Origin of the sequence: Microbacterium sp. Root1433D1 (genome assembly GCF_001426835.1) — a bacterium.
In the GTDB taxonomy this organism is placed as follows: Bacteria; Actinomycetota; Actinomycetes; order Actinomycetales; family Microbacteriaceae; genus Microbacterium; species Microbacterium maritypicum.
Window position 1 is genome coordinate 283,864 of sequence record NZ_LMFN01000001.1, and the last position, 22,355, is coordinate 306,218.

16 protein-coding genes are annotated in these 22,355 nt (G+C 70.4%); 5 read left to right on the top strand and 11 right to left on the bottom strand.

Annotation, left to right across the window (positions count from 1 at the left end; all coding sequences use genetic code 11):
* Position 1: 1 nt before the first annotated feature.
* Complete coding sequence (locus tag ASD13_RS01265) at positions 2-619, bottom strand: TetR/AcrR family transcriptional regulator (RefSeq protein ID WP_235562443.1); 618 nt, start codon at positions 617-619, stop codon at positions 2-4.
* A gap of 125 nt (positions 620-744) precedes the next feature.
* Between ASD13_RS01265 and ASD13_RS01270 the strand changes: the two genes are divergently transcribed.
* Positions 745-1,530, top strand: coding sequence for an SDR family NAD(P)-dependent oxidoreductase (locus ASD13_RS01270; RefSeq protein ID WP_055864913.1), 786 nt, complete (start codon positions 745-747; stop codon positions 1,528-1,530).
* Positions 1,531-1,581: 51 nt separating this feature from the next.
* Here the strand turns inward: ASD13_RS01270 and ASD13_RS01275 are convergent, their stop codons facing one another.
* Positions 1,582-4,839 carry a LamG-like jellyroll fold domain-containing protein gene (locus tag ASD13_RS01275; RefSeq protein WP_235562444.1) on the bottom strand — a complete coding sequence of 1,086 codons (3,258 nt, stop codon included), beginning with the start codon at positions 4,837-4,839 and terminating at the stop codon, positions 1,582-1,584.
* A 228-nt stretch (positions 4,840-5,067) separates the two neighbouring features.
* The gene (locus ASD13_RS01280; protein WP_235562445.1) at positions 5,068-6,270 is read right to left on the bottom strand and encodes a heparan-alpha-glucosaminide N-acetyltransferase domain-containing protein; all 1,203 of its coding nucleotides are present in this window, start codon (positions 6,268-6,270) and stop codon (positions 5,068-5,070) included.
* Positions 6,271-6,333: 63 nt separating this feature from the next.
* Between ASD13_RS01280 and hrpA the strand changes: the two genes are divergently transcribed.
* The gene (gene hrpA, locus ASD13_RS01285) at positions 6,334-10,284 is read left to right on the top strand and encodes an ATP-dependent RNA helicase HrpA (protein ID WP_055864919.1); all 3,951 of its coding nucleotides are present in this window, start codon (positions 6,334-6,336) and stop codon (positions 10,282-10,284) included.
* Between the two features lie 39 nt (positions 10,285-10,323).
* On the top strand, positions 10,324-11,268 hold the full coding sequence (locus ASD13_RS01290) for a quinone oxidoreductase family protein (RefSeq protein ID WP_055864922.1): 945 nt from the start codon (positions 10,324-10,326) through the stop codon (positions 11,266-11,268).
* A 16-nt stretch (positions 11,269-11,284) separates the two neighbouring features.
* On the opposite strand, the gene ASD13_RS01295 is transcribed toward ASD13_RS01290, so the two are convergent.
* From ASD13_RS01295 to ASD13_RS01330, 8 genes are all read right to left on the bottom strand, one after another.
* On the bottom strand, positions 11,285-11,893 hold the full coding sequence (locus tag ASD13_RS01295; protein ID WP_055864926.1) for an alkylhydroperoxidase domain protein: 609 nt from the start codon (positions 11,891-11,893) through the stop codon (positions 11,285-11,287).
* Positions 11,890-12,510, bottom strand: a complete 621-nt coding sequence (locus tag ASD13_RS01300; protein WP_055864928.1) for a CMD domain protein — start codon at positions 12,508-12,510, stop codon at positions 11,890-11,892. Before ASD13_RS01300 ends, ASD13_RS01295 begins: the two co-directional genes overlap by 4 nt.
* A complete protein-coding gene (locus tag ASD13_RS01305) occupies positions 12,507-13,562 on the bottom strand; it encodes a putative FMN-dependent luciferase-like monooxygenase (protein WP_055864931.1) in 1,056 nt (351 codons plus the stop codon). The genes ASD13_RS01300 and ASD13_RS01305 overlap by 4 nt, the downstream gene beginning before the upstream one ends.
* Complete coding sequence (locus ASD13_RS01310) at positions 13,559-15,175, bottom strand: dipeptide ABC transporter ATP-binding protein (RefSeq protein ID WP_055864935.1); 1,617 nt, start codon at positions 15,173-15,175, stop codon at positions 13,559-13,561. Before ASD13_RS01310 ends, ASD13_RS01305 begins: the two co-directional genes overlap by 4 nt.
* A complete protein-coding gene (locus tag ASD13_RS01315) occupies positions 15,172-16,068 on the bottom strand; it encodes an ABC transporter permease (protein WP_055864938.1) in 897 nt (298 codons plus the stop codon). The genes ASD13_RS01310 and ASD13_RS01315 overlap by 4 nt, the downstream gene beginning before the upstream one ends.
* The gene (locus ASD13_RS01320; RefSeq protein WP_055864941.1) at positions 16,065-17,045 is read right to left on the bottom strand and encodes an ABC transporter permease; all 981 of its coding nucleotides are present in this window, start codon (positions 17,043-17,045) and stop codon (positions 16,065-16,067) included. The genes ASD13_RS01315 and ASD13_RS01320 overlap by 4 nt, the downstream gene beginning before the upstream one ends.
* A gap of 16 nt (positions 17,046-17,061) precedes the next feature.
* Positions 17,062-18,696: a TIGR04028 family ABC transporter substrate-binding protein gene (locus tag ASD13_RS01325; RefSeq protein ID WP_055864943.1), complete on the bottom strand. Its 1,635-nt coding sequence runs from the start codon at positions 18,694-18,696 to the stop codon at positions 17,062-17,064.
* A gap of 154 nt (positions 18,697-18,850) precedes the next feature.
* Positions 18,851-20,263 carry an NtaA/DmoA family FMN-dependent monooxygenase gene (locus ASD13_RS01330; RefSeq protein ID WP_055866779.1) on the bottom strand — a complete coding sequence of 471 codons (1,413 nt, stop codon included), beginning with the start codon at positions 20,261-20,263 and terminating at the stop codon, positions 18,851-18,853.
* Between the two features lie 104 nt (positions 20,264-20,367).
* On the opposite strand from ASD13_RS01330, the gene ASD13_RS01335 reads away from it, so the two are divergent.
* Together ASD13_RS01335 and ASD13_RS01340 are read left to right on the top strand one after the other, a co-directional pair.
* Positions 20,368-21,354, top strand: coding sequence for a Gfo/Idh/MocA family protein (locus tag ASD13_RS01335; RefSeq protein ID WP_055864946.1), 987 nt, complete (start codon positions 20,368-20,370; stop codon positions 21,352-21,354).
* A 2-nt stretch (positions 21,355-21,356) separates the two neighbouring features.
* Complete coding sequence (locus ASD13_RS01340; RefSeq protein WP_055864948.1) at positions 21,357-22,355, top strand: NYN domain-containing protein; 999 nt, start codon at positions 21,357-21,359, stop codon at positions 22,353-22,355.

Sequence of the window (22,355 nt, forward strand, 5' to 3'; positions counted from 1 at the left end):
GTCAGTCGAGCCCGCGCAGCCCCTGCGACATCGCCTGGAAGGCGTCGACCGCCCGCGCCGCGGGGCGAGGGCCGTCGGGGTCGGCCGCCCACTGTTCGAGCCCGACACGGATCGAGGCCGTCGCGACCGTGGCCAGCAGCGTCGCCTCCCACACCGCGAGCCCCCGATCCTGGAGGATCACGCGCAGCCGCCGCTCGGAATCGTCATTCACGCGCAGCCAGACGTCGCGCATCGCCGTGTCGTCGTCGAGTCCGCGGAGCACGCCGAGCATCGTGTCGAGTTCGAGACCCTCGGTCTCGGTGCGCTCCCCCGCATCGGACCGGTCCTCGATGAGCTGCGCCCGGATCACGGCCGGTATCTGCGCGCGCAACGACCGCTCTCCGACCTCCGCGAACGCCTCTTGCCAGCGCTGGGCTCCCACACTGAGGATCGGCGCGATCGCATCTTCCTTGCGCGCGAAGTACCGGTAGAACGTGCGCACCGATACGCCGGCACGCGCGGCGATCTGCTCAGCGGTGACACCCGTCACGCTCTGCTCGGCGAACAGGGCGGCGGCAGCGGCGGCGATGTCGCGTTCGGTCGCGGCCTTGCGGCGCTCGGTGAGGGTCGAGGTCTCCACCGTCACAGCGTACGGGAAGAGGCCGCCTGCTCGACAGGCGACGCCTAGGTGGCACGATCTGCCATACAGGCATAGTCTGCCTACAACGGAGTGTCGCACCACGACACCACGACGAAGGGAAGACCATGAACCGCTACGAAGGACGTCGGGCGCTCATCACCGGCGGAGGGTCGGGCATCGGCCAGGCCACCGTGCTGCGGATGCTGCGCGAGGGCGGCAGCGTCGTCGCCGCCGACGTCAGCACCGCAGGCCTCGAGGACACCATCGCCCGGGCCGGGACCCTCACCTCGCGGCTCACGACGGTCACGATGAACATCGCCGACGAGGCCTCCGTCGCCGCGGGCGTCGCCGAGGCCGTGGCCGCCCTGGGCGGACTCGACGTCCTCGTGAACGCCGCCGGCATCCTGCGCTCCTCGCACACCCACGAGACGACGCTCGACCAGTTCGAGCAGGTCATCCGGATCAACCTGGTGGGCACGTTCCTCGTGATCCGTCAGGCGATCCCCGCGCTGCTCGAGGGCACTTCGTCGGCCGTGGTCAACTTCAGCTCGACCTCAGCCGGCTTCGCCCACCCGTACATGGCCGCCTACGCCGCCAGCAAGGGCGGCGTGCAGTCGATGACCCACGCGCTGGCAGCCGAATACGCCAAGAGCGGGATCCGCTTCACCGCGGTGCAGCCCGGTTCGATCTCCTCCGGCATGACGGACGGATCCGGTCGGAGCAACCAGAGCAACGGCCCGGGCCTGCCTGACGACGCCGACATGAGCCTGTTCATGAAGCTCTCACCCGCGACCGGTCAGGGCTTCGCCGGCCCCGAGTCGGTCGCCGGTGTCGTGGCGATGCTCGCGAGCGAGGACGGCGCCTTCATCACCGGCACCGAGGTGCGCATCGACGGCGGCACCCACTTCTGACAGAAAGGGTGGGGGCCCGGCTCGCGCCGGTACCCCCACCCGCTCACCCGATCACTCGCCCTGTCGAAGGGTCTTGACCTCGTTCACGCTCACGACGTTGGTGCCGGTCGCGGCGCCGGCCCGATAGGAAAACACCGACGGCGATCCCTCGCCCTGCAGCGCGGGGGTCGCATCGGTCGTGGACACCAGCCACGCCGCCGGCTCCGGCTGCCCGTCGGCCCACACCTTCGCGCGGATCGTCGTCGACGGCGAACCGGACGTCTCGGTCGACAGGTGGAACACGGTCCCCGCGCTCCAGGTCATACCGGGGACCGCCGCGCTGGCGATCGCCGTGCCGTTGCGCTGGATCACGACCCACACCGAGCCATCGGCGCGATGCCACGCCAGAGCGCGATACCCCACGTCACCCGTGCGACGAGAGCCCGCACCGACGTAGACCGTGCCCGACTCCGGACCGCCTGAGAGCGAGTAGGACATCGTCGTGGCGGAATCGCGCACAGACGCATCGTCCAACAGCATCTCTCGCGTCTGTCCCGCGACGAGGTCGATCACTCCGGCGCCGTCCTTGACCGACAGCGCCGTCGACTTGCCCTGCATCGGCGTCCACAGACCGCCGATGTCCGCAGTGCCCCATCCGGACTCGACCACACGATCGAATCCGTCGGCGGCCGCCACCACATCGGCGGCGACAGGCGCCGTGACGACGACCTGCTTCTCACTCGACGCGGACAGTCCGCTGCTGTCGGTCACGGTCATACGCACCGTGTAGGTTCCCGCCGCCGCGTACTCGTGCGACGCCGTGGCGCCGGTGGCCGTCGAGCCGTCGCCGAAGTCCCATGCGTAGGCGCTGATGGTGGCCGCACCGTCCGCGACGGAACCTGCGCCGTCGACCGCCACGCTCAGATCGGTCGTCTGCGCGGTGAAGACCGCCGTCGGAGCCTTGAGACCCTTTCCGACCTGGAAGTGCGAGCGCACCTGCTCGGAGTTCAACGCGAACGAATACACCGCGGCCTCATCCAGCGACCCCTTGAAGTAGTTCGACGAGGGAGCCGACGGCCAGCCCGTGAGCAGGTCGCCCCCGATGCGCACATACGCGGGATCGGTCTTGGCGTTCGTCACCGCCGGATCCGACGCGACGAGCTCCCCGTCGACGTACAGCTTCATCCCGTCCGCGCTCTGCGAGACGACGGCGTGATGCCAGGCGCCGTCATTCAGCGCCTTGTCTCCGGAGATGGTGGCACGGGTCTGCGCTGCGGAGACTCCGAAGGTCAGCGTGCCGCTGTTCGTCATGTAGAGGTGACGGTCGACCGTCGCCGAGCTCCCCGTCTTGGCGGAGCCGGAGCCGATGAGCATGCCGCCGGTCGTCGTCGTGGTCTTGAACCAGATCTCCGAGGAGAAGTCCTTCGACACAGTTGCCTTGACATCGGATGACACCCGGCCGTAGATGGTGCCGTTGACGGTGGTCGATCCGGTGCCGCCGTTCTCGATTCCGGACGACGAGACCGTGGCGCCCGACCCGTTCACCGGGTTGTTCGATCCCACCCAGTCCTTCGAGACGTTCCCCATCGGGTAGTACAGCGAGGGGCCGTCGGCGAGAACCTTCGTCGTGTACGCCGAGACGGTGCCCGCTGTGGCCTTCGCGCTCACGCTCGCACTGGTCGCGGTGTTGCCGTCGGCGTCCTTCGCGACCACGGTGTAGCTCTGGGTCGCGCCCGGAGTAGCCGACGGGTCGTCGAGCGTGACCGTCGCGCGCTTCCACCAGGTTCCGTCCGCGGTCGTGCTCGCCACGGGCTCAGCGGTTCCGGCGCGGTACAGCTCGTAGGTGAGCGTCAGATCATCCCGATCCCAGTTGGTCTGGATCGACACACGAGCACGACCGGGAACGGGCGAGGTGCCCGCGGTGGGCTTCCAGTTCGCATCGGCGACGCGGGGGCCGTCCTTCGCGCCGGCCGGAGGGTTGGTGGAGAAGCGGACCAGTCCCTCGAACTGACCGCCGTTGACGGATCGGAACTCGCCGCCGATCGAGATCATGTCGCCGGAGCCGGTGATCGACAGGCCCGCCTGGCCGAGTCCGGTCGTGGTGCCCACCGACCAGTCCGGTGCCCACTGATACGGCGACGGTGCGGGAGTTCCCGCCCAGCTGGCGTACCCGGAGTAGGTGTTCGCGGAAAGGGTGCCGCGCGCGTCCGTCGTGTATGCCTCGGCGTACTGGTACACCGCGGGACTCTTCTGCGGCTGCAGCCCCATCGTGTTGCAGGAGTGCATGTGGCTCGTCGTGTAGACCACCTTGCCGGTGGAGTAGACGCCGTAGTGGTCGCCGTGGCAGTCCGCGATCCAGCGCACGGCGCCGCTTCCCGCCTCTGCGGCGAACGTGCCCTCGAGGTTGCCCCCGCCGGACCAGCTCCACCCGGTGCCGTAGACCGTGTTCGCGTCGGTGGCGAGAGCGAAGATGCCGGAGTTGCTGCTGCTCCCGCTGTTCTTGACGACCTTGGAGATGCCCCAGTCGGTGTCAGCCGCCCCCGTGGACTTGTCCACCGCGGCAGATCCGCGCAGGCTGCTGCCGTTGAGCGTCGAGAACCGGCCTCCGACGATGACCTTCGCCCCTGCCGGGTCCATCACGAGGGCATCGACCTGACGGTCGGCCAGCGGAGCCCAGCTCAGCAGTGCGCCGTTCCCGGCGTCGAATGCGGCGAGGTTCTTGCGGGCGACGCCGTTCGCCTGGGTGAACAGACCGCCGAGGTAGATGTTCGATCCGTCGGTCGTGATCGCGTACACACCGCTGCCGCCGATCGACGGCGCGAACTGCGGGACGAGCTCGCCGGTCTTCGCATCCAGTGCGGCGAAGTTCCAGCGGTCCTTGCCGTTCACGCTGTTGAACGAACCGCCGATGTAGATGCGGGATCCGTCAGGAGACGCAGCGACCGCCTTGATCACTCCGTTGACCTTCGGGGCGAACGACGACAGCGCGCCGGTCACGATGTCGTACGCCAGCACGTTCGATCGTGCGGTCAACGACGTACCGGGGGCCGCCTTAGGCTCGCGCGCGTTGTCGAACTTGCCCACCGCGTAGACGGTCGTGCCGATCGTGGTCTGCGCCCAGACGTAGCCGTTGTCGATCTGCACGGTCGGGATCGGATCCGACGTCACCACGTTCTCGTCGCGCTGCAACTGCGGCGGCATCGACGGCGGCACCTCTGCCGCACCCGCCGCTGTCGCGCCCACACCGGACAGACCGGCGATCAGCAGACCTGCCGTCAGCGCTGACGCGACGACACCCCGCGCTCGGCGCCCGAAACTCGTATTCCCCACAGTGACTCCCCAGTCGATGCTGTTCCGAACGCGAGGTCGTCACTCCACCGCGCGCTCGATGACATCGAGGCGGCGACGAACGCCGCGACGCGGTGGTGTGAACTCCCCAGTTCAGAACTCCCCAGTCCGACCCGAAATGCGGGTCGGTCGCGAACGCCAGACAGCGTGCGCGCTCCCACGCTAGCACATCGCCCCTCTCGGCTTCCGGGAGGCCCGGCGCCGATCGGCTCAGCGCCGGGGCACCGCCGCCATCGCCGCCGCTCCTCGTCCGACCAGGCGTTCGAGCGGCCCCCGTCCGAAGAACATCGACCAGAGCGTCGCGATCACGAGCAACCCGATCGCGGTCGCGGCCCAGAAGGCGTTGCTGGAGAAGAACCCGCCCGGCCCGCCGACCACCATGACCGAGAGGACGTGCGCGCTGTATGCCGTCAACGGCATGGAACCGAGCGCACCGAGTGGGAGCAGCGCCCAGCGCAGGGGCCTGCTCAGCAGCAGACACAGCGCGATGATCGTGAGTGCGAAGCCGCCGGATCCGAGGATCTCGGCCGTGCCGCCGCTGTGCGGGTCGACCGCGAAGACCGCCGTGAGCACGGCGCGAAGCGGGTCGGACGCGGCGAGCGCCTGCGGATAGTCCTCCCACCCGGCCGGCGGAGCCCAACTGCCGGAACCGCCGTCGATGATCGAGCCGCTGCCCGACGAGAGCTCCGCAGCGGACGAGCTGCCGCCGACGGCACCGGTGATACCCGCTGCCTGGCCGATGCCTCCGAGGCCGTATCCGACCACCATCAGTGCGACGCCGATGCCGAGAGCCGCCACCGCGGTGCGCAGCCGCCCGATGTTCAGGCGCCCGAGCGCCATGCCCGCCAGCACCAGGGCCATCCAGACGGTGATCGGATAAGTGCCGTACAGCACGAACCCGACGCCGGAACCGTAGGGGTTGAGCATCACCGCATTCAGGAACGCGAGCAGCGCAGGGCCCAGGAGCGCGAGCACCCCGGCTCCCGCCAGCAGCTGCCAGGGTCGCCAGCGCAGGAACGGGATGACCGCGACGTAGAGCAGGCCGTAGAGCGTGAGGATCACCGCGATCGGGGTGTTCAGCATCTCCAAGGCCAGACCGATCACGAAGATCACCGCGCCCCGGCCGATCAGGTTCAGCCGGATGCTCGGGATGCGCTCCCGCTCGGGGAGGGCGCTGCGCCCGGTCATCAGGGCGATCGAGATGCCGGCGAGCACCGCGAAGAGGATCGAGGAGCGTCCGTGCACCAGATCGGTCCAGGTAGCCGGGTCGAGCCACTGGAACGGCTCGGTCTCGCCGATGTGCGCTCCGGCCATGCCGAGGATCGCCAGCCCCCTGGCGATGTCAAGGCCCAGGATGCGCGGGGGCCGTCCGAACTCGTGGAACCACCGGACGGGAGCGAGAGCAGTGATCACCCCCCGATCGTAGGGGCTGACATCGGCATGCACATGCCCGATCCCGGCATACGATGGAGGGCTATGTCCTCCCCTGTGATCTCCTATCCCCCGGAGCTGCCGGTCAGTGCGGCCAGGGCCGAGATCTCCGATGCCATCCGCGACCATCAGGTCGTGATCGTCGCCGGTGCGACGGGCTCTGGCAAGACCACGCAGCTGCCGAAGATCGCGCTCGAGCTGGGGCGCGAGCGCATCGCGCACACGCAGCCCCGGCGTCTCGCCGCCCGCACGATCGCGGAACGAGTCGCGGAAGAGCTCCAGGTCGAGATGGGCACGCTCGTCGGATACAAGGTGCGCTTCACCGACAAGGTGTCCGACGCCACCCGCATCGCCCTGATGACCGACGGCATCCTGCTCAACGAGATCCACCGCGACCGGCTGCTCACGCGCTACGACACGATCATCATCGACGAGGCGCACGAGCGCTCCCTCAACGTCGACTTCCTGCTCGGCTACCTGGCCCGCATCCTCCCGGAGCGCCCCGACCTCAAGGTGATCATCACCTCGGCGACGATCGATCCGGAGAGCTTCGCGAAGCACTTCGCCGCCTCCGACGGCACGCCGGCACCGATCATCGAGGTCTCGGGACGCACCTACCCGGTGGAGATCCGCTATCGCGGTCCGGTCGAGGATGCGGACGACGAGGCTGAGCCGGCCGAGCCGGAGGACGAGGTCTCGGCCATCGTCGCCGCGCTGCGCGAACTCGACCGCGAGGCGCCGGGCGACGTGCTCGTCTTCCTCCCCGGCGAGGCCGAGATCCGTGATGCCGCCGACGCCGTTCGCGGCGCCTATGCGAACGACCGCGCCCCCACCGAGGTGCTGCCCCTGTTCGGACGCCTCTCCGCCGCCGATCAGCACCGGGTGTTCGAGCGCAGCCGGGTGGCCGGGGTGCGCCGCCGGGTGATCCTCGCCACCAACGTCGCCGAGACGAGCCTCACGGTCCCCGGCATCAAGTACGTGATCGACACCGGCACCGCACGCATCTCCCGGTACAGCAATCGCTCCAAGGTGCAGCGGCTGCCGATCGAGGCCGTCTCGCAGGCCTCGGCGAATCAGCGTTCGGGCCGCGCGGGCCGAACCAGCGACGGCATCGCCATCCGCCTCTACTCGGAAGAGGACTACGCCAAGCGGCCGGAATACGCCGAGCCCGAGATCCTGCGCACCTCTCTGGCCTCGGTCATCCTGCAGATGCTCTCGCTCGGCTTCGGCGACATCACGGCGTTCCCCTTCCTCACCCCGCCCGACTCCCGCGGCGTGAAGGCCGCGTTCGACCTGCTCACCGAGCTCGGAGCGGTCGAGCCGTCCCGCCGCGACGGCGCCCCGCACCTCACCCGCACGGGTCGCGACATCTCGCGCATGCCGATCGATCCGCGGTTCGCACGCATGCTGATCGAAGCCGGGCGGGCCGGTTCCGGCGGCACCGTGACGCGCGACGTGCTCGCGATCGTCTCGGGCATGACGATCCAGGACGTGCGCGAGCGGCCGGAGGAACGCCGGGAGGAGGCCGACCGTCTGCACGCGCGATTCGTCGACCCGACCAGTGACTTCCTCACCCTGCTGAATCTGTGGAACCACCTGCGCGAGCAGCAGCGCGAACTCGGCTCGAGCGCCTTCCGCCGGCTGTGCCGCTCCGAGCACCTCAACTACGTGCGGGTGCGCGAGTGGTTCGACGTGCATCGCCAGCTGCGCACGCTCGTGAAGACACCGGACCGGCGGCGCGACGACGCCCGCACGGATGAGGGCGACGCGACCAGCGACCCCGACGCCATCCACCGCGCCCTGCTGTCGGGTCTGCTCTCGCAGATCGGCATCCTCGACGAGCGCACCGCCCCTGCGGGTAGATCGCACTCCCCCGCCAAGGAGCCGAAGGGCCGCCGTGTCGCGGAGTACCGCGGCGCCCGCGGCATCCGCTTCTCGATCTTCCCCGGGTCGGGGCTGCGCAAGAAGAGCCCGCGCGCGGTGATCGCCGCCGAGATCGTCGAGACCTCGCGCACGTTCGCGCGCACGGTCGCCGCGATCGATCCCGCCTGGGCCGAGCCGCTCGCCGGCGACCTCGCCAAGCGACAGGTGACCGAGCCGCACTGGTCGAAGGATGCCGGCGCCGCGGTCGCCTTCGAGAAGGTGACGCTGTTCGGGCTCGAGATCATCCCGCGTCGGCGCGTGCAGTTCGCCCGCATCGACCGGGCCGCCTCGCGAGAGCTGTTCGTGCGGCATGCGCTCGTCGAGGGCGAGTGGGATCCGACACGGATCGACAAGCGGGTGAGCGCCTTCTGGCGCAGCAACGCCGAATTGCGCAAACGCCTCGAGAAGCTCGAGGAGCGCGAGCGCCGCCGCGACATCCTCGCCGGCGACGAAGCCGTCTTCCGGTTCTACGACGAACGCATCCCCACCGATGTGTTCGACGTGCGCTCGTTCGAGAGCTGGTGGCGCGAGGCGATGGCCACGACGCCGAAGCTGCTCGTGATGCGCGAGAGTGACCTGATCGATGACGAGGAACGAGCGGATCAGCGCGAGTTCCCGACGCGGTGGACGCAGGGCGACCAGGTGCTCGGCCTCGCCTACCGGTTCGAGCCCGGCGCCGACGACGACGGTGTGAGCGTGGTCGTGCCGCTGCCGCTGCTCGCGCAGATCGAGGACCGCGGCTTCGACTGGCAGGTTCCTGGCCTGCGCGCCGAACTCGTGACCGGGCTTCTGCGCGCCCTCCCCAAGGCGATCCGCCGCCACGTCGTCCCCGCGGCCGATTGGGCCGAGAAGTTCGGTGCAGAGCTGGTCGAGGAGGGACCGGAGTCGCACGGCGGCCTGCCGCCGCGCACGCTCAAGGAGGCCCTCGCCCGCCGCATCCAACCGCTCGCGAATCAGCTGGTCTCCGCCGCCGACTTCGACGACGAGCGGGTGCCGCCGCACCTGCGCATGAACTTCCGCGCCGTGGACGAGCGCGGCAGGATCGTCGGCTCGGGGCGCGATCTGCGTGCCCTGCAGGCCCAGCTCTCCGACCGCGCACGCAGCAGCGTCGCCCGATCGATCGCCGCCCCTGCCCGCGCCGGTACGCCTCGAGCGGGCCGCGGAGCCGAACGCGGCGGCGTCGAGCGCGTGGCCGCCGCACCGCTCGAGCAGACGGGCCTCACCGCCTGGACCTTCGGCGACCTACCCGAGGTGCTCGACACCCGCGTCGCCGGCGGCGTCGTGCGGGGGTATCCGGCCATCGTCGACCAGGGCAAGACCGTTTCGGTACGCGTCGAATCCACCCCGGATGCCGCCGCTGCCGCCACGCGCGACGGCGTGCTGCGGCTCGTGCTGCTCGGCGTGCCCTCGCCCTCGTCCTATGTGCAGGAGCACCTCACCAGCCAGGAGAAGCTGGCGCTCGCCGCCTCGCCCTACCCCTCCGCCGCCGCCCTCATCGAGGACTGCCGCGCGGCGGTCGCGCGCAAGGTCATCGAGGGTCTCGTGCCCGACGGGATCGTGCGCAACGAGGCGGACTTCGCGCGGGTGCGCGACGCGGTCTCCTCCGTCCTCGTCGACGAGCTCTTCGCGTGCGTCTCCCTGGTCGCCCGCATCCTCACCAAGTCCCGCGACGTCGAGCGCGGCATCAAGTCGCAGAACTCGCTCGCCCTGCTCGGACCCCTCAACGACATCCGCACCCAGCTGAGCGGCCTGCTGCACCCCGGGTTCGTCTCCGCCGCCGGCGCCGACCGTCTCACGCAGTTCCCCCGATACCTGGAGGGGATGCTCGACCGGCTGAAGACCCTCTCCAGCGAACCCGGCAAGGACCGCGCGCGCATGACCGAGTACGAGCGGATGGCGAAGGCCTTCGAAGACGCGGGCGGCACGATCCCGCTCCCCGCCGACGCGACACCCGCGCTCGTCGAGGTGCGCTGGCTGCTGGAGGAGTATCGGGTGAGCGTCTTCGCGCAGCGACTGGGCACCGCGCAGCCGGTGTCGCCGCAGCGCATCATGAAGGCGCTGTCGGGGCGCTGATCCGCGACCGCTCGGCCCGCCGCGGGTAGCCTTGAGCGCATGGCTCGCGCGATCGTGTACACCGAAATCGGCTCCCCCGCTGTCCTGCATCTGATCGAGGTCCCCGATCCCGTCGCGGCACGGGGCGAGGTCGTCGTGCGCATCGAAGCGGCAGGGGCGAACCCGATCGACGCGAAGCTGCGCGGCGGCAAGCGCCCGTCGCCGCCGATCACCGAGCCGCGTCCGGTCGGCTTCGACGGCGCCGGCGTCATCGAAGCGCTCGGTGAGGGCGTCGACGACTTCGCCGTCGGCGACCGGGTCGCCATCCGCGACGGGCACGGCACCTATTCTTCGGCGCTCGCCATCCCGACCGAGAACCTCGCCAAGCTCCCCGACTCCGTCACCACCGCCGAAGGCGCCGGAATCGGCATCCCCGCCGGCACCGCCTACCAGGCACTGCGCTCGCTCGGGGTGGCCGAGGGCGACGTGCTGCTCGTGCACGGAGGCTCCGGAGCGGTCGGTCAAGCGGCCGTGCAGTTCGCCGTCGCCTGGGGCGCGACCGTGATCGCGACAGGAAGCCCCGCCCGCCACGACCAGCTGCGCGAGCTCGGCGCCCTCCCCGTGGCCTACGGCGACGGCCTGCTCGACCGGGTCCGCGCGGCCGCGTCGTCCCCCGTCACGGTGGCACTCGACTGCGCCGGCACCGACGAGGCGATCGAGACCTCCCTCGCCCTGGTGGCCGACCGCGACCGCATCGCGACGATCGTGCGGGGGCCGGATGCCGCGTCCTTCGGCATCCGCGCCTTCTCCGGCGGCTCCCCCTTGCCGTTGACCGCGCAGGAACTCGCCTGGCGTGCCGAGGCCCTGCCCGAGACGATCGCGCTCCTGGATGCCGGGAACTTCACGCTCGAGCTCGGACCGCAGCTGCCGCTCGCCGAAGCGGCGCGGGCCCATGAGCTCATGGAATCCGGCGCCGCCTCGGGCAAGATCATCCTGCTGCCGTAGCGGCAGCCGTTGCGGATCAGGCCGGAGCCACCGGCCGTCCGATCGACAGCATCAGTCGGTTCGCCCAGTTGAAGAACGCGGCGCCGTGGATGAGGTCGGCGACCTCCAGATCGTCCAGTCCTGCTGCGCGCAGTCGCGCGATCTCCTCCTCGCCGAACGCACTGGGCGTGTCGGTGAGGGCGACGGATGCCGTGACGATCGCGTTCCAGCGCGCACCGAGGTCGGCATCGACGCCCTCGTCCAGCAGGAGGTCGACGTCATCTGTGCGCTTGCTGTGGTGCGCAGCGAAACGAGAGTGCACCGAGGCGCAGAAGACGCAGCCGTTGCGACGCGATGCCGCCGTGGCCGCCAGCTCGCGGTCCGCACGCGGGAGGCCCTCCGCAGCGTTGTAGAAGATGTCCTTGTCCACCAACGTGCGTGCCTTGAGTACCTCGGGGTCGCGAGCCAGCAGTCGGAAGTAGTCGTTCTTCGCCCGCGCGGCGTCGACGAGACCGTCGTAGTGCCGCGCGGTCAGCTCCTCCTCCGCGAGAGGTTCCAGGTGCGGGACCCAGCCGACCTCGCCGCGGGTGAAGGCGTGCGGGTGCGGGGCGTCGTCGTGACGGAGCACGGTCTGTTCGATGGTCATGCTGCTTCCTCCTCGGAGAGTGCGGTCCGGGCGAGCCCTGCGGCAGCGAGCACCCGAAGCCCGGTGACCACGCGCTGCTGGAAGGCGAGGAACGACACCAGCTGCGACAACGTCACGATCCCGTCCGCCGACCATCCGGCGTCCAGCAGGCGTCCGAGGTCGGCACCCGAGGCCTCACGAGGGCGGAACACGAGCAGATGCGTGTGCGCGAGCGCGGCGGCGAGGCGCTCGCCGATGACCGCGGTGACGGCGCCGGCGGGCTCGTACCGCTCACCCTCGGTGTTCTCGTTCTGCAGGCCGAGCTCGGTGTAGGCGCCGAACGGACCGCGCACGGCTGAATCGGCCGCCTCCGCCAACACGACGCGCGCCCGCTGCGAGTCCGTCTCCCGTGCACGCACGGCGTAGAACACCGCGGTCGCGTCATCGGCTCCGGCCAGCCCGGTCGCGAAGGCCGCGACGAGCTCGCGCTCCGCCTGCGAGACGTGCGCGACCGTCACCGGCCGGAAGAGGGCGTCGAAGCTCGCCTGCAGCTGCTCCCTGGTGACGGGACGGCGACGGCGCAGGGCATCCAGCTCCGGCGTCACCTCCACGATCCGGTCCACGATGTCGTCGGTCATGCGTTCTCCTTCAGGGTGAGGTTCTCATCGGCACTGGTTCTGTGCGGGGTGGGACTGAGGGCATAGCCGAGGGCGGGAGCGACCTCGTCGGCGAAGAGGGCGATCGAGCGCAGCACGTGCTCATGCGGTGCGTCGACCGAGTGCACCTGGAATGCCACCTCGGTCGCCCGGGCGAGGGTGCGGTCGGCGGCGAGAGACTCCGCCACGTCTTCGGGCGTGCCCAGGTGCGTATCGAGGGCGGCGATCAGTTCGTCGATGCTGTCGCCGGGGATCGTCTGCCCCTGCCGGCGGAAGCCCTCCGCCGCCCGGCGCAGCCCGACCTCGGCGAACCGCAGCGCCTCGGCACGGTCGTCCGCGACGAACACGGTGCGTGAGGCGGTGATCCTCGGAGTCGCTCCCTCCGGCAGGGCGTCGAGGTACGCGTCGATGATCGGTTCCTGCAGTTCCGACAACGGCGCGTGCAGGCGGTCAGCGCGGCGCGGCTGCGTGCGGGAGAGCAGCAGACCGTGTCCGTGCACCCCGGCACGGTGCCCGCCGGGAGCCGAGAAGGTGGCCTGCCAGATGCGGTCGGCGAGGTCGCCGGCGTCCGGGTAGAGCGTGTTGCCCGCGCCGATGTCGCGCCCGGCGAGGCCGTCGAGCAGCGTTCGCAGCTTGCGGTCGTAGGTCGGCGCCTTGTCGCGCACGTCCTCCCCGAAGGGCACGAACGACGAGGGGGTGCCGCCGCTGCCGAGTCCCAGATCCACACGCCCCCCGGAGAGCAGATCGGCGACAGCGGCGTCTTCGGCCACGCGCACCGGATCCTCCAAGGGCAGGGTGATCACCCCGGTGCCGAGGCGGATGTCCGTGGTCGCGGCGGCCACGTGCGCGAGGAAGACGAGCGGCGACGGCAAGCCTCCCTCCGCCGCGTGGAAGTGATGCTGGGCGACCCAGGCCCTCCCGATCCCGTGCCGCTCCGCCTGCTGGATCTGTGCGGTCGCCAGCGCGTACCGCGAAGCCGCGGACGCGTCGTCGAGCAGGCGGGTGAAGAAGGCGACGGTGGGGGCGGTGGTCATACGAGGTTCTCCGTTCGTCCGGGGACCGCGGCCAGCAGCTCCCTGGTGTACTCGTGCTGCGGATCGCGGAAGAGGTCCTCCGTCTGTCCCTCCTCCACGATCCGGCCACGGCGCATGACCGAGACCGTGTGGCTGATCCTGCGCACGACGGCGAGGTCGTGCGAGATGAACAGGTATGTGAGCGCGAGCTCCGCCTGCAACGAGGTGAGCAGTTCGAGGATGCGTGCCTGCACCGTGACATCCAGCGCCGACACGGCCTCGTCGAGCACCACGACCTCCGGATCGATCGCGAGGGCCCTGGCGATCGCGACGCGCTGCCGCTGTCCGCCCGAGAGTTCGCGCGGGGTGCGGCGTGCGAGGTCGGCGGGCAGCGAGACCCGGTCGAGGAGGGCGAGCGCCCGCTCCCTGCGCTCGGCACGCGAGCCGACGCGGAAGTTCTGCAGCGGCTCCGCGACGATGTCGACGATCTGCTGACGGGGATCCAATGAGGCGAAGGGGTTCTGGTAGACCAGCTGCACGCGTCGGCGCAGAGCGCGCAGCTGCTCGCGCTTCGCGTGCGTGACGTCTTCTCCCGCGACCTCGATGGCCCCGGCATCGGGCTGGTGGAATCGCGTGATCAGCCGCGCCGTGGTGGTCTTGCCCGAGCCCGACTCCCCCACGAGCGCGTGAGTGGTGCCCCGGCGCACACGGAACGAGACGTCGTCCACCGCGCGGAACCGCTCGCGCCCCGCCACCCGGAACTCCTTCACGAGCCCCTCGGCCACGATCGCATAGGGGTTCTCCGCCGCCACGGCCGCCGCATCGCGCAGGAACGGCGGGGCCTCGGGCCGACGGAATCCGGTCGCGAACGCCGGAGCATCGGCGAGCAGCTGTCGCGTGTAGGGATCGGAGGGCGCGGCCAGCACCGCCTCGCTCGGCCCCTGTTCCACGATCCGTCCGTCCTTGAGCACGACGAGACGCTCGGCACGGTCCGCAGCCACACCGAGATCATGGGTCACGAGCAGGATGCTGGTGCCCTCCTCGCGCTGGAGTTCGTCGAGCAGATCGAGCACGGTGCGCTGCACGGTGGCATCGAGCGCACTGGTCGGCTCGTCCGCGATCAGCAGACGGGGCCGCAGCGCGATCGCCGTGGCGATCAGCACCCGCTGACGCATGCCGCCGGAGAGCTCGTGCGGATACTGCCGAGCCCGCAGATCCGGGTCGTCGATGCCGACGCGGTCGAGCAGCTCGATCACCCGTGCGCGACGCGAGCGCCGGTCCCGATGTCCGTGCAGGCGCAGGATCTCCTCGACCTGCGCCCCGATCGGACGCACGGGGTCGAGGGAGGTGGTGGGGTCCTGCGGCACCAGACCGATCTCCGCACCGCGGATGCCCCGCAGCGCGCGATCGGTCCATCCCGAGATATCGAGATCTCCGAGCACCACGCTGCCTCCGTCGACCGTGCCGCCGGAGGGCAGGAGACCGAGGATCGCATGGGCGGTCGTGGACTTGCCCGATCCCGACTCGCCGACCAGGGCGAGCGTCTCGCCTTCCTCGATCTCGAACGAGATGCCGTGCACGACTTCCCTGCCGTTGTAGGAGATCCGCAGATCCGACGCTGCCAGAACGCTCATCGCGTCCTCCTTCCGATGCGGTGGCTGATGCGGTTGGCGCTGAGCACGACCGCGACGACGACGAGACCGGGGAGCGCGGTGAGCCACCAGGCGGTGCCCACGTAGTTGCGGCCCTCGGCGATCAGCAGGCCCCATTCCGGGGTGGGCGGCGGAGCACCGTAGCCGAGGAAGCCGAGGGTCGAGATCGCGAGGATCGCGGTGCCGAACTGCAGCGCGGCGAGCGCGACGATCGGGGTGAGGGAGTTGGGCAGCACGTGTCGGCGGAGGGCTGCGAAGAACGTGGCACCGCTGCCGAAGGCCGCCTCGACGTACTCGGTGCGCCGTACGCGGGCGACCTCGGCCCGCATCAGACGTGCGAAGGCCGCCACGCTGCCGAGGCCCACCGCGAGGGCGGCGTTGACCGTGCCGAACCCGAGCAGGATGATCACCGAGAGCGACAGCAGCAGCCCGGGGATCGCGAGCAGCACGTCGACGATCCGCATCAGGACGTCGTCGACCACGCCACCAACGGCTCCGGCGATCGCGCCGAGCACGGTGCCGAGGGCGAGACCGACGGTGACGGCGATCAGCGCGCCCGAGAGCGAGTGCACGGCGCCGTGGACCACGCGGCCGAACAGGTCACGGCCGAGGGTGTCGGTGCCGAACCAGTGCGCGGCGCTCGGGGGCAGCAGCTTGTCCGCCGGCACGCCGGTGAGCGGGTCACCGGGCGCGAACACCCCGGGGACGACGGCCCAGAGCACGGCGACGGCGACCACGGCGAAGGCCAGATACAGCCCCCACCCGCGGCGGCGCAGACGACCACCCGAGCGAGGCGGCTGCGTGCCCTCCGGAACGACCGGCGCCGCGACGACGTCGGGGTCGACGCTCGTCTGGGCGATCACGGGAGCGGTCATGCGGACACCTCCTGGGGTGCGGGCCGCGAGGCGGCGGATGCGGTGGAGCGCAAGAGCGTGCGCTGGCGGGGGTCGATGAGAGGGGTGACGAGATCGACCGCGAAGCTGATCACCACGAAGCCGAGGGCCGAGAGCAGCACGACGCCCTGCAGCACCGGGATGTCCTGGTTCGCGACGGCCTGCTCGGTGAGGCGGCCGATGCCCGTGCGTCCGAAGACGGTCTCGGTCACGACCGCTCCCCCGACGAGTTCACCGAACAGCACTCCGGCGATCGTGAGGGTCGGCACGGCGGCGTTGCGGGCCACCGAGCGCGTGAGCACCCACAGCGGCGGGGCGCCCTTCGCCCGCACCACGGTGATGAACGGCTGCGCCTGCACCTGGTCGATCGCGCGGACCAGCACCTGGGCGAGCGGGGCCGAGATCGGCACGGCGAGGGTCAGCACGGGAAGGACGAGCCCGCTCACCGGGTCGGCTCCGACGATGGGTACCCAGCCGAGTCCGAACGAGAACACCTGGATGAGCAGGATGCCGAGCCAGAACACCGGCACCGCCACGAACAGCCCCGGCACCTGACGGAGGCCGTCGCGCAGCCAGGCGAAGGGGGCGAGCCAGGAGAGCCCGGCGATCAGGACGGCCAGCAGCAGGGCGACGACGAGTCCGAGCGATGCGAGCAGCAGAGTCGCGGGAAGCGCCTCGGTGAGCATCGTCAGCACGGGCGTGCCGAACTGCGTCGAGAAGCCGAAGTCCCCGGCGAGGAAGCCGAGACCCGCGTGCACGTACTGCTCCCACCAGGGCAGATCGGCGCCGTAGGAGGTGCGGATGCTGTCGAGCTGGTCCGGCGACAGCCCGAGGCTGGGGTCGGAGAACTTGATCAGGATCGCATCGCCCGGCAGCAGCTGCAGCAGGAAGAAGGTGGCCGTGAAGGCCGCGATCAGAACGATCGCGGCCTGCCCGGCTCGTCGGAGGACGAACGTCATCGAAGCACCATGCCGATCAGTGCTCGGCGAGCCAGACGCCGGAGAACGTGGGGCGTCCCACCGACTCGAAGGCGACGCCGTGCACGGAGGTCGCGGTGCCGTACACCTGCGGCTCCTCGAACAGCGGGATCACATAGGCCTGCTCGGCGATGTAGTCCTGCACGGCCTGGGACGCGGCGACGCGCGCGTCGGCGTCGGGCTCCGAAGCCACGGCGAGCAGCAGCTCGTCGAGCTTCGCGTCCTTCGAGATCAGCACGTCACGGTTCTTCGTGAAGTACTGGCTCTTGATCACGTCGAGATCCGCCCGGCCGACCATGGAGTGGTAGAAGCCGGTCTTCAGCGGGTCGCGGGTGTCCTCCGCGTAGCTGCCGGCGTCACCGGGCTTGATCGAGAGCTCGACGCCCACCTTCGCGAGCTGCTGCGCGACGAGTTCGAGGGTCTGCTTCGACAGCGGCTGGGGCTTCGCCTCGTACACCGTGATCGAGAGGCGCTCCCCGTCCTTCTCGCGGATGCCGTCGGCGCCGGGCGTCCATCCTGCCTCGTCGAGCAGCTTCTCCGCCTTCTCCGGGTCGTAGGCGTAATGCTCCGACTCGTCCTTGTAGCCGAGCGCCTGGGACGACAGCACCGAGGTCGCCACCGGATAGTTCTCCGTGAAGAGGGTGTCGACGACCTCCTGGGCGTTCACCGCGGCGATGAGGGCCTGTCGCACGCGGATGTCGGTGAGCAGCGGATTCTCTGGCCGCAGCGCGATGGAGTTGTTCACGCCGCGGGTCTGCGGGGCGTAGAGCGTGAAGCCGGCGCTCTCGACGCGGTCCTCGTCGAACGCCTGCACGTAGCGGACGTAGTCGGCCTGGCCTGCCAGCAGCGAGCCGATGCGCACCGAGTCCTCAGGGGTGATCAGCACGTGCACGGCGTCGAGGTAGGGGCGGCCGTCGTTGTCGACGCTGTCGGGACCCCAGTCGTAGTCGTCGCGGGCGGTGAGCGTGTACTCGGTGCCGAGCTTCTCGCCCGTGACCGTGAAGGGTCCGGAGCCGATGATCTCGGCGGCGTTGCCCGCGCCGAAGTCCTCGATCGTGCCGTCGAGGGTCTCCGGCGACAGCAGACCCGAGTTGATGGTGGAGGTCGCCTGCAGGAACCCGGGCGACGGCGCCGAGAAGCGGAACCTTACGGTGTCCTCGTCGACGACCTCGCTGCTGGCGTAGTTGTTGATCGCCTCCGAGACCGTGAGGCCCCGCTCCGCGTCGCCCAGGCCGTAGGTGTCGAAGTTCTTCTTCACGGCCGCGGCGTCGAGCACCGTGCCGTCGGAGAATGTGACGTCGGGGTTGAGATCGAACGTGTACTCGGTGGCGTCATCGTTCACCGTCCAGTCGGAGGCGATCCACGGCTCGATCTCGAGCGTGTCCGGGTTCTGCCAGGTGAGACGGGCCGCGATGTTGTTCACGATGCCGCCGTTCGGGTAGAAGCCGGCCTGCGGCGGGTACAGGTTCGTGTACGCCTGGTGCTCGAGGTAGGTGAGGGTTCCTCCCTCGACGGGGTCACCGCCCTCGGCGGGCGCGTTCGCCGGGGCGGGTGTCGACGCGCAGGCGGCGAGGCCGCCGGTGAGGACGAGCGGCAGCGCGATGGCGGCGACGCGGACGAGACGACGGTTCATGGGTGGGCCCTCCAGGCTTCGGGTGCGGTGCTGCGGGTGGGGCGCGGTGGTGCGGCGCGGTGGTGAGGTGAGGTGAGGTGGGTCTCACCGTAGGAATCGCGGCTCTTGCGGCGCGAGCCGGCGGACTCCGGATGTCGCGTGGGGAAACGCGTGGTCACGCGTCGACATACGAGGAAATGCGCAGGCGATCGCGGAGCGTCGCTCCCGCGCTCTCCTTTGCACTCCGCAGCAGTCCACGACGGCGCAGTTCGGGGGCGGCCTGGCGTGCGAACGCCTCGAACTGCGCGGGTTGGAAGGCCGACAGCACGTTGAATCCGTCCGCGGCGCCCTCGTCGCGCCAGGTCTCGAAGTGATCCGCGATCGTCCCGGCATCTCCCACGACGAAGGCCGCGGGCGCCGCGTGCGCGGCGACGAGGTGCCGCCACGTGAGCGGGTCGTCGCCGGCGGCTCCCGATCCGGAGACGCCCGCTCCGGCCACGCGCAGTCCCGCGATGAGGCCGAGCCGCTCGATCAGCCGGGCGCCGCGTTCCCCCAGTCGCACGGCCTCAGCGGCGGTCACCGGTGCCTCGAAGGCGGCGGAGCGCAGCGGGTCGTCCGCCGGGACATCGAACGCGTCGGCGAGCGCGGCGACGGTGCGGTCGGGCGGGAAAGCCCTCCGTGCACGCTGGTGATCCTCGGCGAGGGGCACCAGGGCGAGCAGACGCTCCACGATGCGTCGCGCGTCGGCATCCGTGTCCGCGACCACGGGGAGCACCGGGGCGATCACGTTCAGCGCATCGGGAGATCTCCCGGCTTCGGCAGCGATGTCCCGCAGCAGCCGGCGGGTGGCGATCGCATCGCCCAGGGTGGGCGCGGCGATCAGCGCGAGATCGGCCTCGGTGGCCGCGAGCGCCCTCGACCGCGGCGACGTGCCGGCATGCACGATCGGGATCTGCCCCTGCGGTGGGCGGGCGACGTTGAGCGGACCGGCGACCTGCACGTGCGCACCTTGCAGATCGGCGGCATGGAGCGCTTCCGGGTCGATCAGCACGCCGCGTTCGGCATCCGCGATCCACGCATCCTCTCCCCACGAACCCCACAGCCGCCGCAGCGCCTCCACGAACTCCTCCGCCCGGTCGTAGCGGGTCTCGTTGTCGGCGTGCGCGTCGCGACCGTGGTTGCCCGCGGCTCGCGGTTCGGCCCCCGTGACGAGGTTTATGCCGGCCCGACCTCGGGTGAGCACGTCGAGCGAGGCCAGTGAGCGCGCGGTCGTGTACGGGTCGGCGTAGGTCGTGTTCACCGTGGCGATCAGACCGATCCGCGACGTCACACCGGCGAGGAAGAGCACGGCACTCACGGGGTCGATGCGGGCGAGCAGGTACGGGTCGCGGAATTCCAGATCCGGCCCCGTCGCGAGCCAGTCGCCGAAGAAGAGGTAGTCGAGACCAGCGTCCTCCCCCTCGCGGGCGATGCGGCGCAGCATGTCGGCGTCGGTCGCGGGGTCGCGGTGCGCACCGGGCTGACGCCAGCCCGAGGGGTACGCGCCCAGGGTGCGCACCATGGCGCCGATGATGAGGGGTTCGGTCATGCCGTCACGGTAGGAGCCCTCGGCTGCCGCTGCCACGGGGCCGATGCCGGGCGTCACGGGATGTAACAGTCCGTCACGGCCGGAGCACCCCCTACGCTGAGACCATGACAGGTCTTCGGTGGGGAATCCTCGCGACCGGCGGTATCGCCGGCGCATTCGCGTCCGATCTGCGAACTGCGGGGCTCGGCCTCGTGGCCGTCGGATCCCGCTCACAGGAGTCGGCAGACGCGTTCGCCGCCCGCTTCGACATCCCCCACGCGCACGCCTCGTACGAGGCCCTGGTGGCCGACCCCGACGTCGACATCGTCTACGTGTCGACGCCGCACCCGATGCACCATGTGAACGCCCGGCTCGCGCTCGAGAACGGCAAGCACGTGCTCGCCGAGAAGGCGTTCACGCTGAATCGGGCAGAGGCCGAAGACCTGCAGGCGCTCGCGGCCGAACGCGGCCTGCTGGTCATGGAGGCGATGTGGACGCGGTACCTGCCGCACATGGTCCGCATCCGCGAGCTCATCGCCGACGGCGCCCTCGGCGAGATCCGCGCGGTGAGCGCCGACCACACGCAGCTGCTCCCCTCCGACCCCGCGCACCGGCTCAACGCCCTCGAACTCGGCGGCGGCGCCCTGCTCGACCTCGGCATCTACCCGATCTCCTTCATCTGGGACATCCTCGGCGCACCGACCACCATCCACGCCGTCGGCCGACTCGTGGAAACCGGAGCGGACTCCGAGGTCGCGACCGTGATGACGCACGAGGGCGGAGCGGTCTCGACCAGCCTCTCGTCGTCGCGCGCCGCAGGACCCAACGTGGCGAGCATCATCGGCACGGCCGCCCGCATCGACATCGACGCCGTCTGGTACAGCCCCACCACCTTCCGCCTGGTCCTGCCGGACGGCACGGTGCAGGAGAGCTACACCTCCGAGGTCGACGGTCGGGGCATGCAGTTCCAGGCGCTCGCCGCCGAACGGCTGGTGCGCGACGGCATCCTCGAGGGCGACATCCTGCCGATCGCCGAGAGCGTCGCGATCATGGGCACCCTCGATGAGATCAGAGCGCAGATCGGCGTCCGCTATCCCCGTGAGGAGGTCTGATCATGGCTGAGGCCACCGATGCCCGCGTCGCCGTCTATCTCGACTTCGACAACATCGTCATCTCCTGGTACGACCGCGTCCACGGACGCAACGCCTACGGCAAGGACCGCCAGCGGATCAGCGAGAACCCGAACGATCCGGAGGTCACCGACCGACTGAGCCGCGCGATGATCGAGGTCGGCGCCATCATCGACTACGCCGCCTCCTTCGGCACACTGGTGCTCACCCGGGCCTACGCCGACTGGTCCTCCCCGGTGAACGCCGAGTACCGCTCACAGCTCGTGGCCCGTGCGGTCGACCTCGTGCAGCTGTTCCCGGCGGCCGCCTACGCGAAGAACGGTGCCGACATCCGCCTCGCCGTCGACGCGGTCGAGGACATGTTCCGACTCCCCGATCTCACGCATGTCGTGATCGTGGCCGGCGACAGCGACTACGTGCCGCTGGCCCAGCGCTGCAAGCGGCTCGGTCGCTACGTGATCGGCGTCGGGGTGTCAGGGTCCACCGCGAAGTCGCTGGCCGCAGCGTGCGACGAGTTCGAGTCGTACGACTCGCTGCCCGGCGTCGTCCGCCCGGTGAAGGCCGCACCGGTCGCCGCCGCGAAGACCCAGGCCGTGGTGGAGCCGCCTGCCCCGGTCGCCGACGCCGTCGCCGAAACCGCTGCGGGGAGCGCGTCGAAGCCGAAGACCGCTTCCAAGCGCACGCGCTCCAAGCCCGCGCCCAAGGTGGAAGAGCCCCGGGTCGAGGACAAGGTCGATGACCAGGAGGTGGCGACGCAGTTGCTGGAGCGCGCGCTGCGTCTCGGTCACGACAAGGCCGACGCCGACGAGTGGCTGCACAGCTCCGCCGTCAAGACGCACATGCGCCGCATGGACCCCTCGTTCAGCGAGAAGGCCCTGGGCTACCGCTCGTTCTCCGACTTCCTGAAGTCGCGCGACGACATCGCCGAGCTCGAGGAGACAGGGCACGAGCGGCTGGTCCGCTTGCGCGAGCCCGCCGCCTGA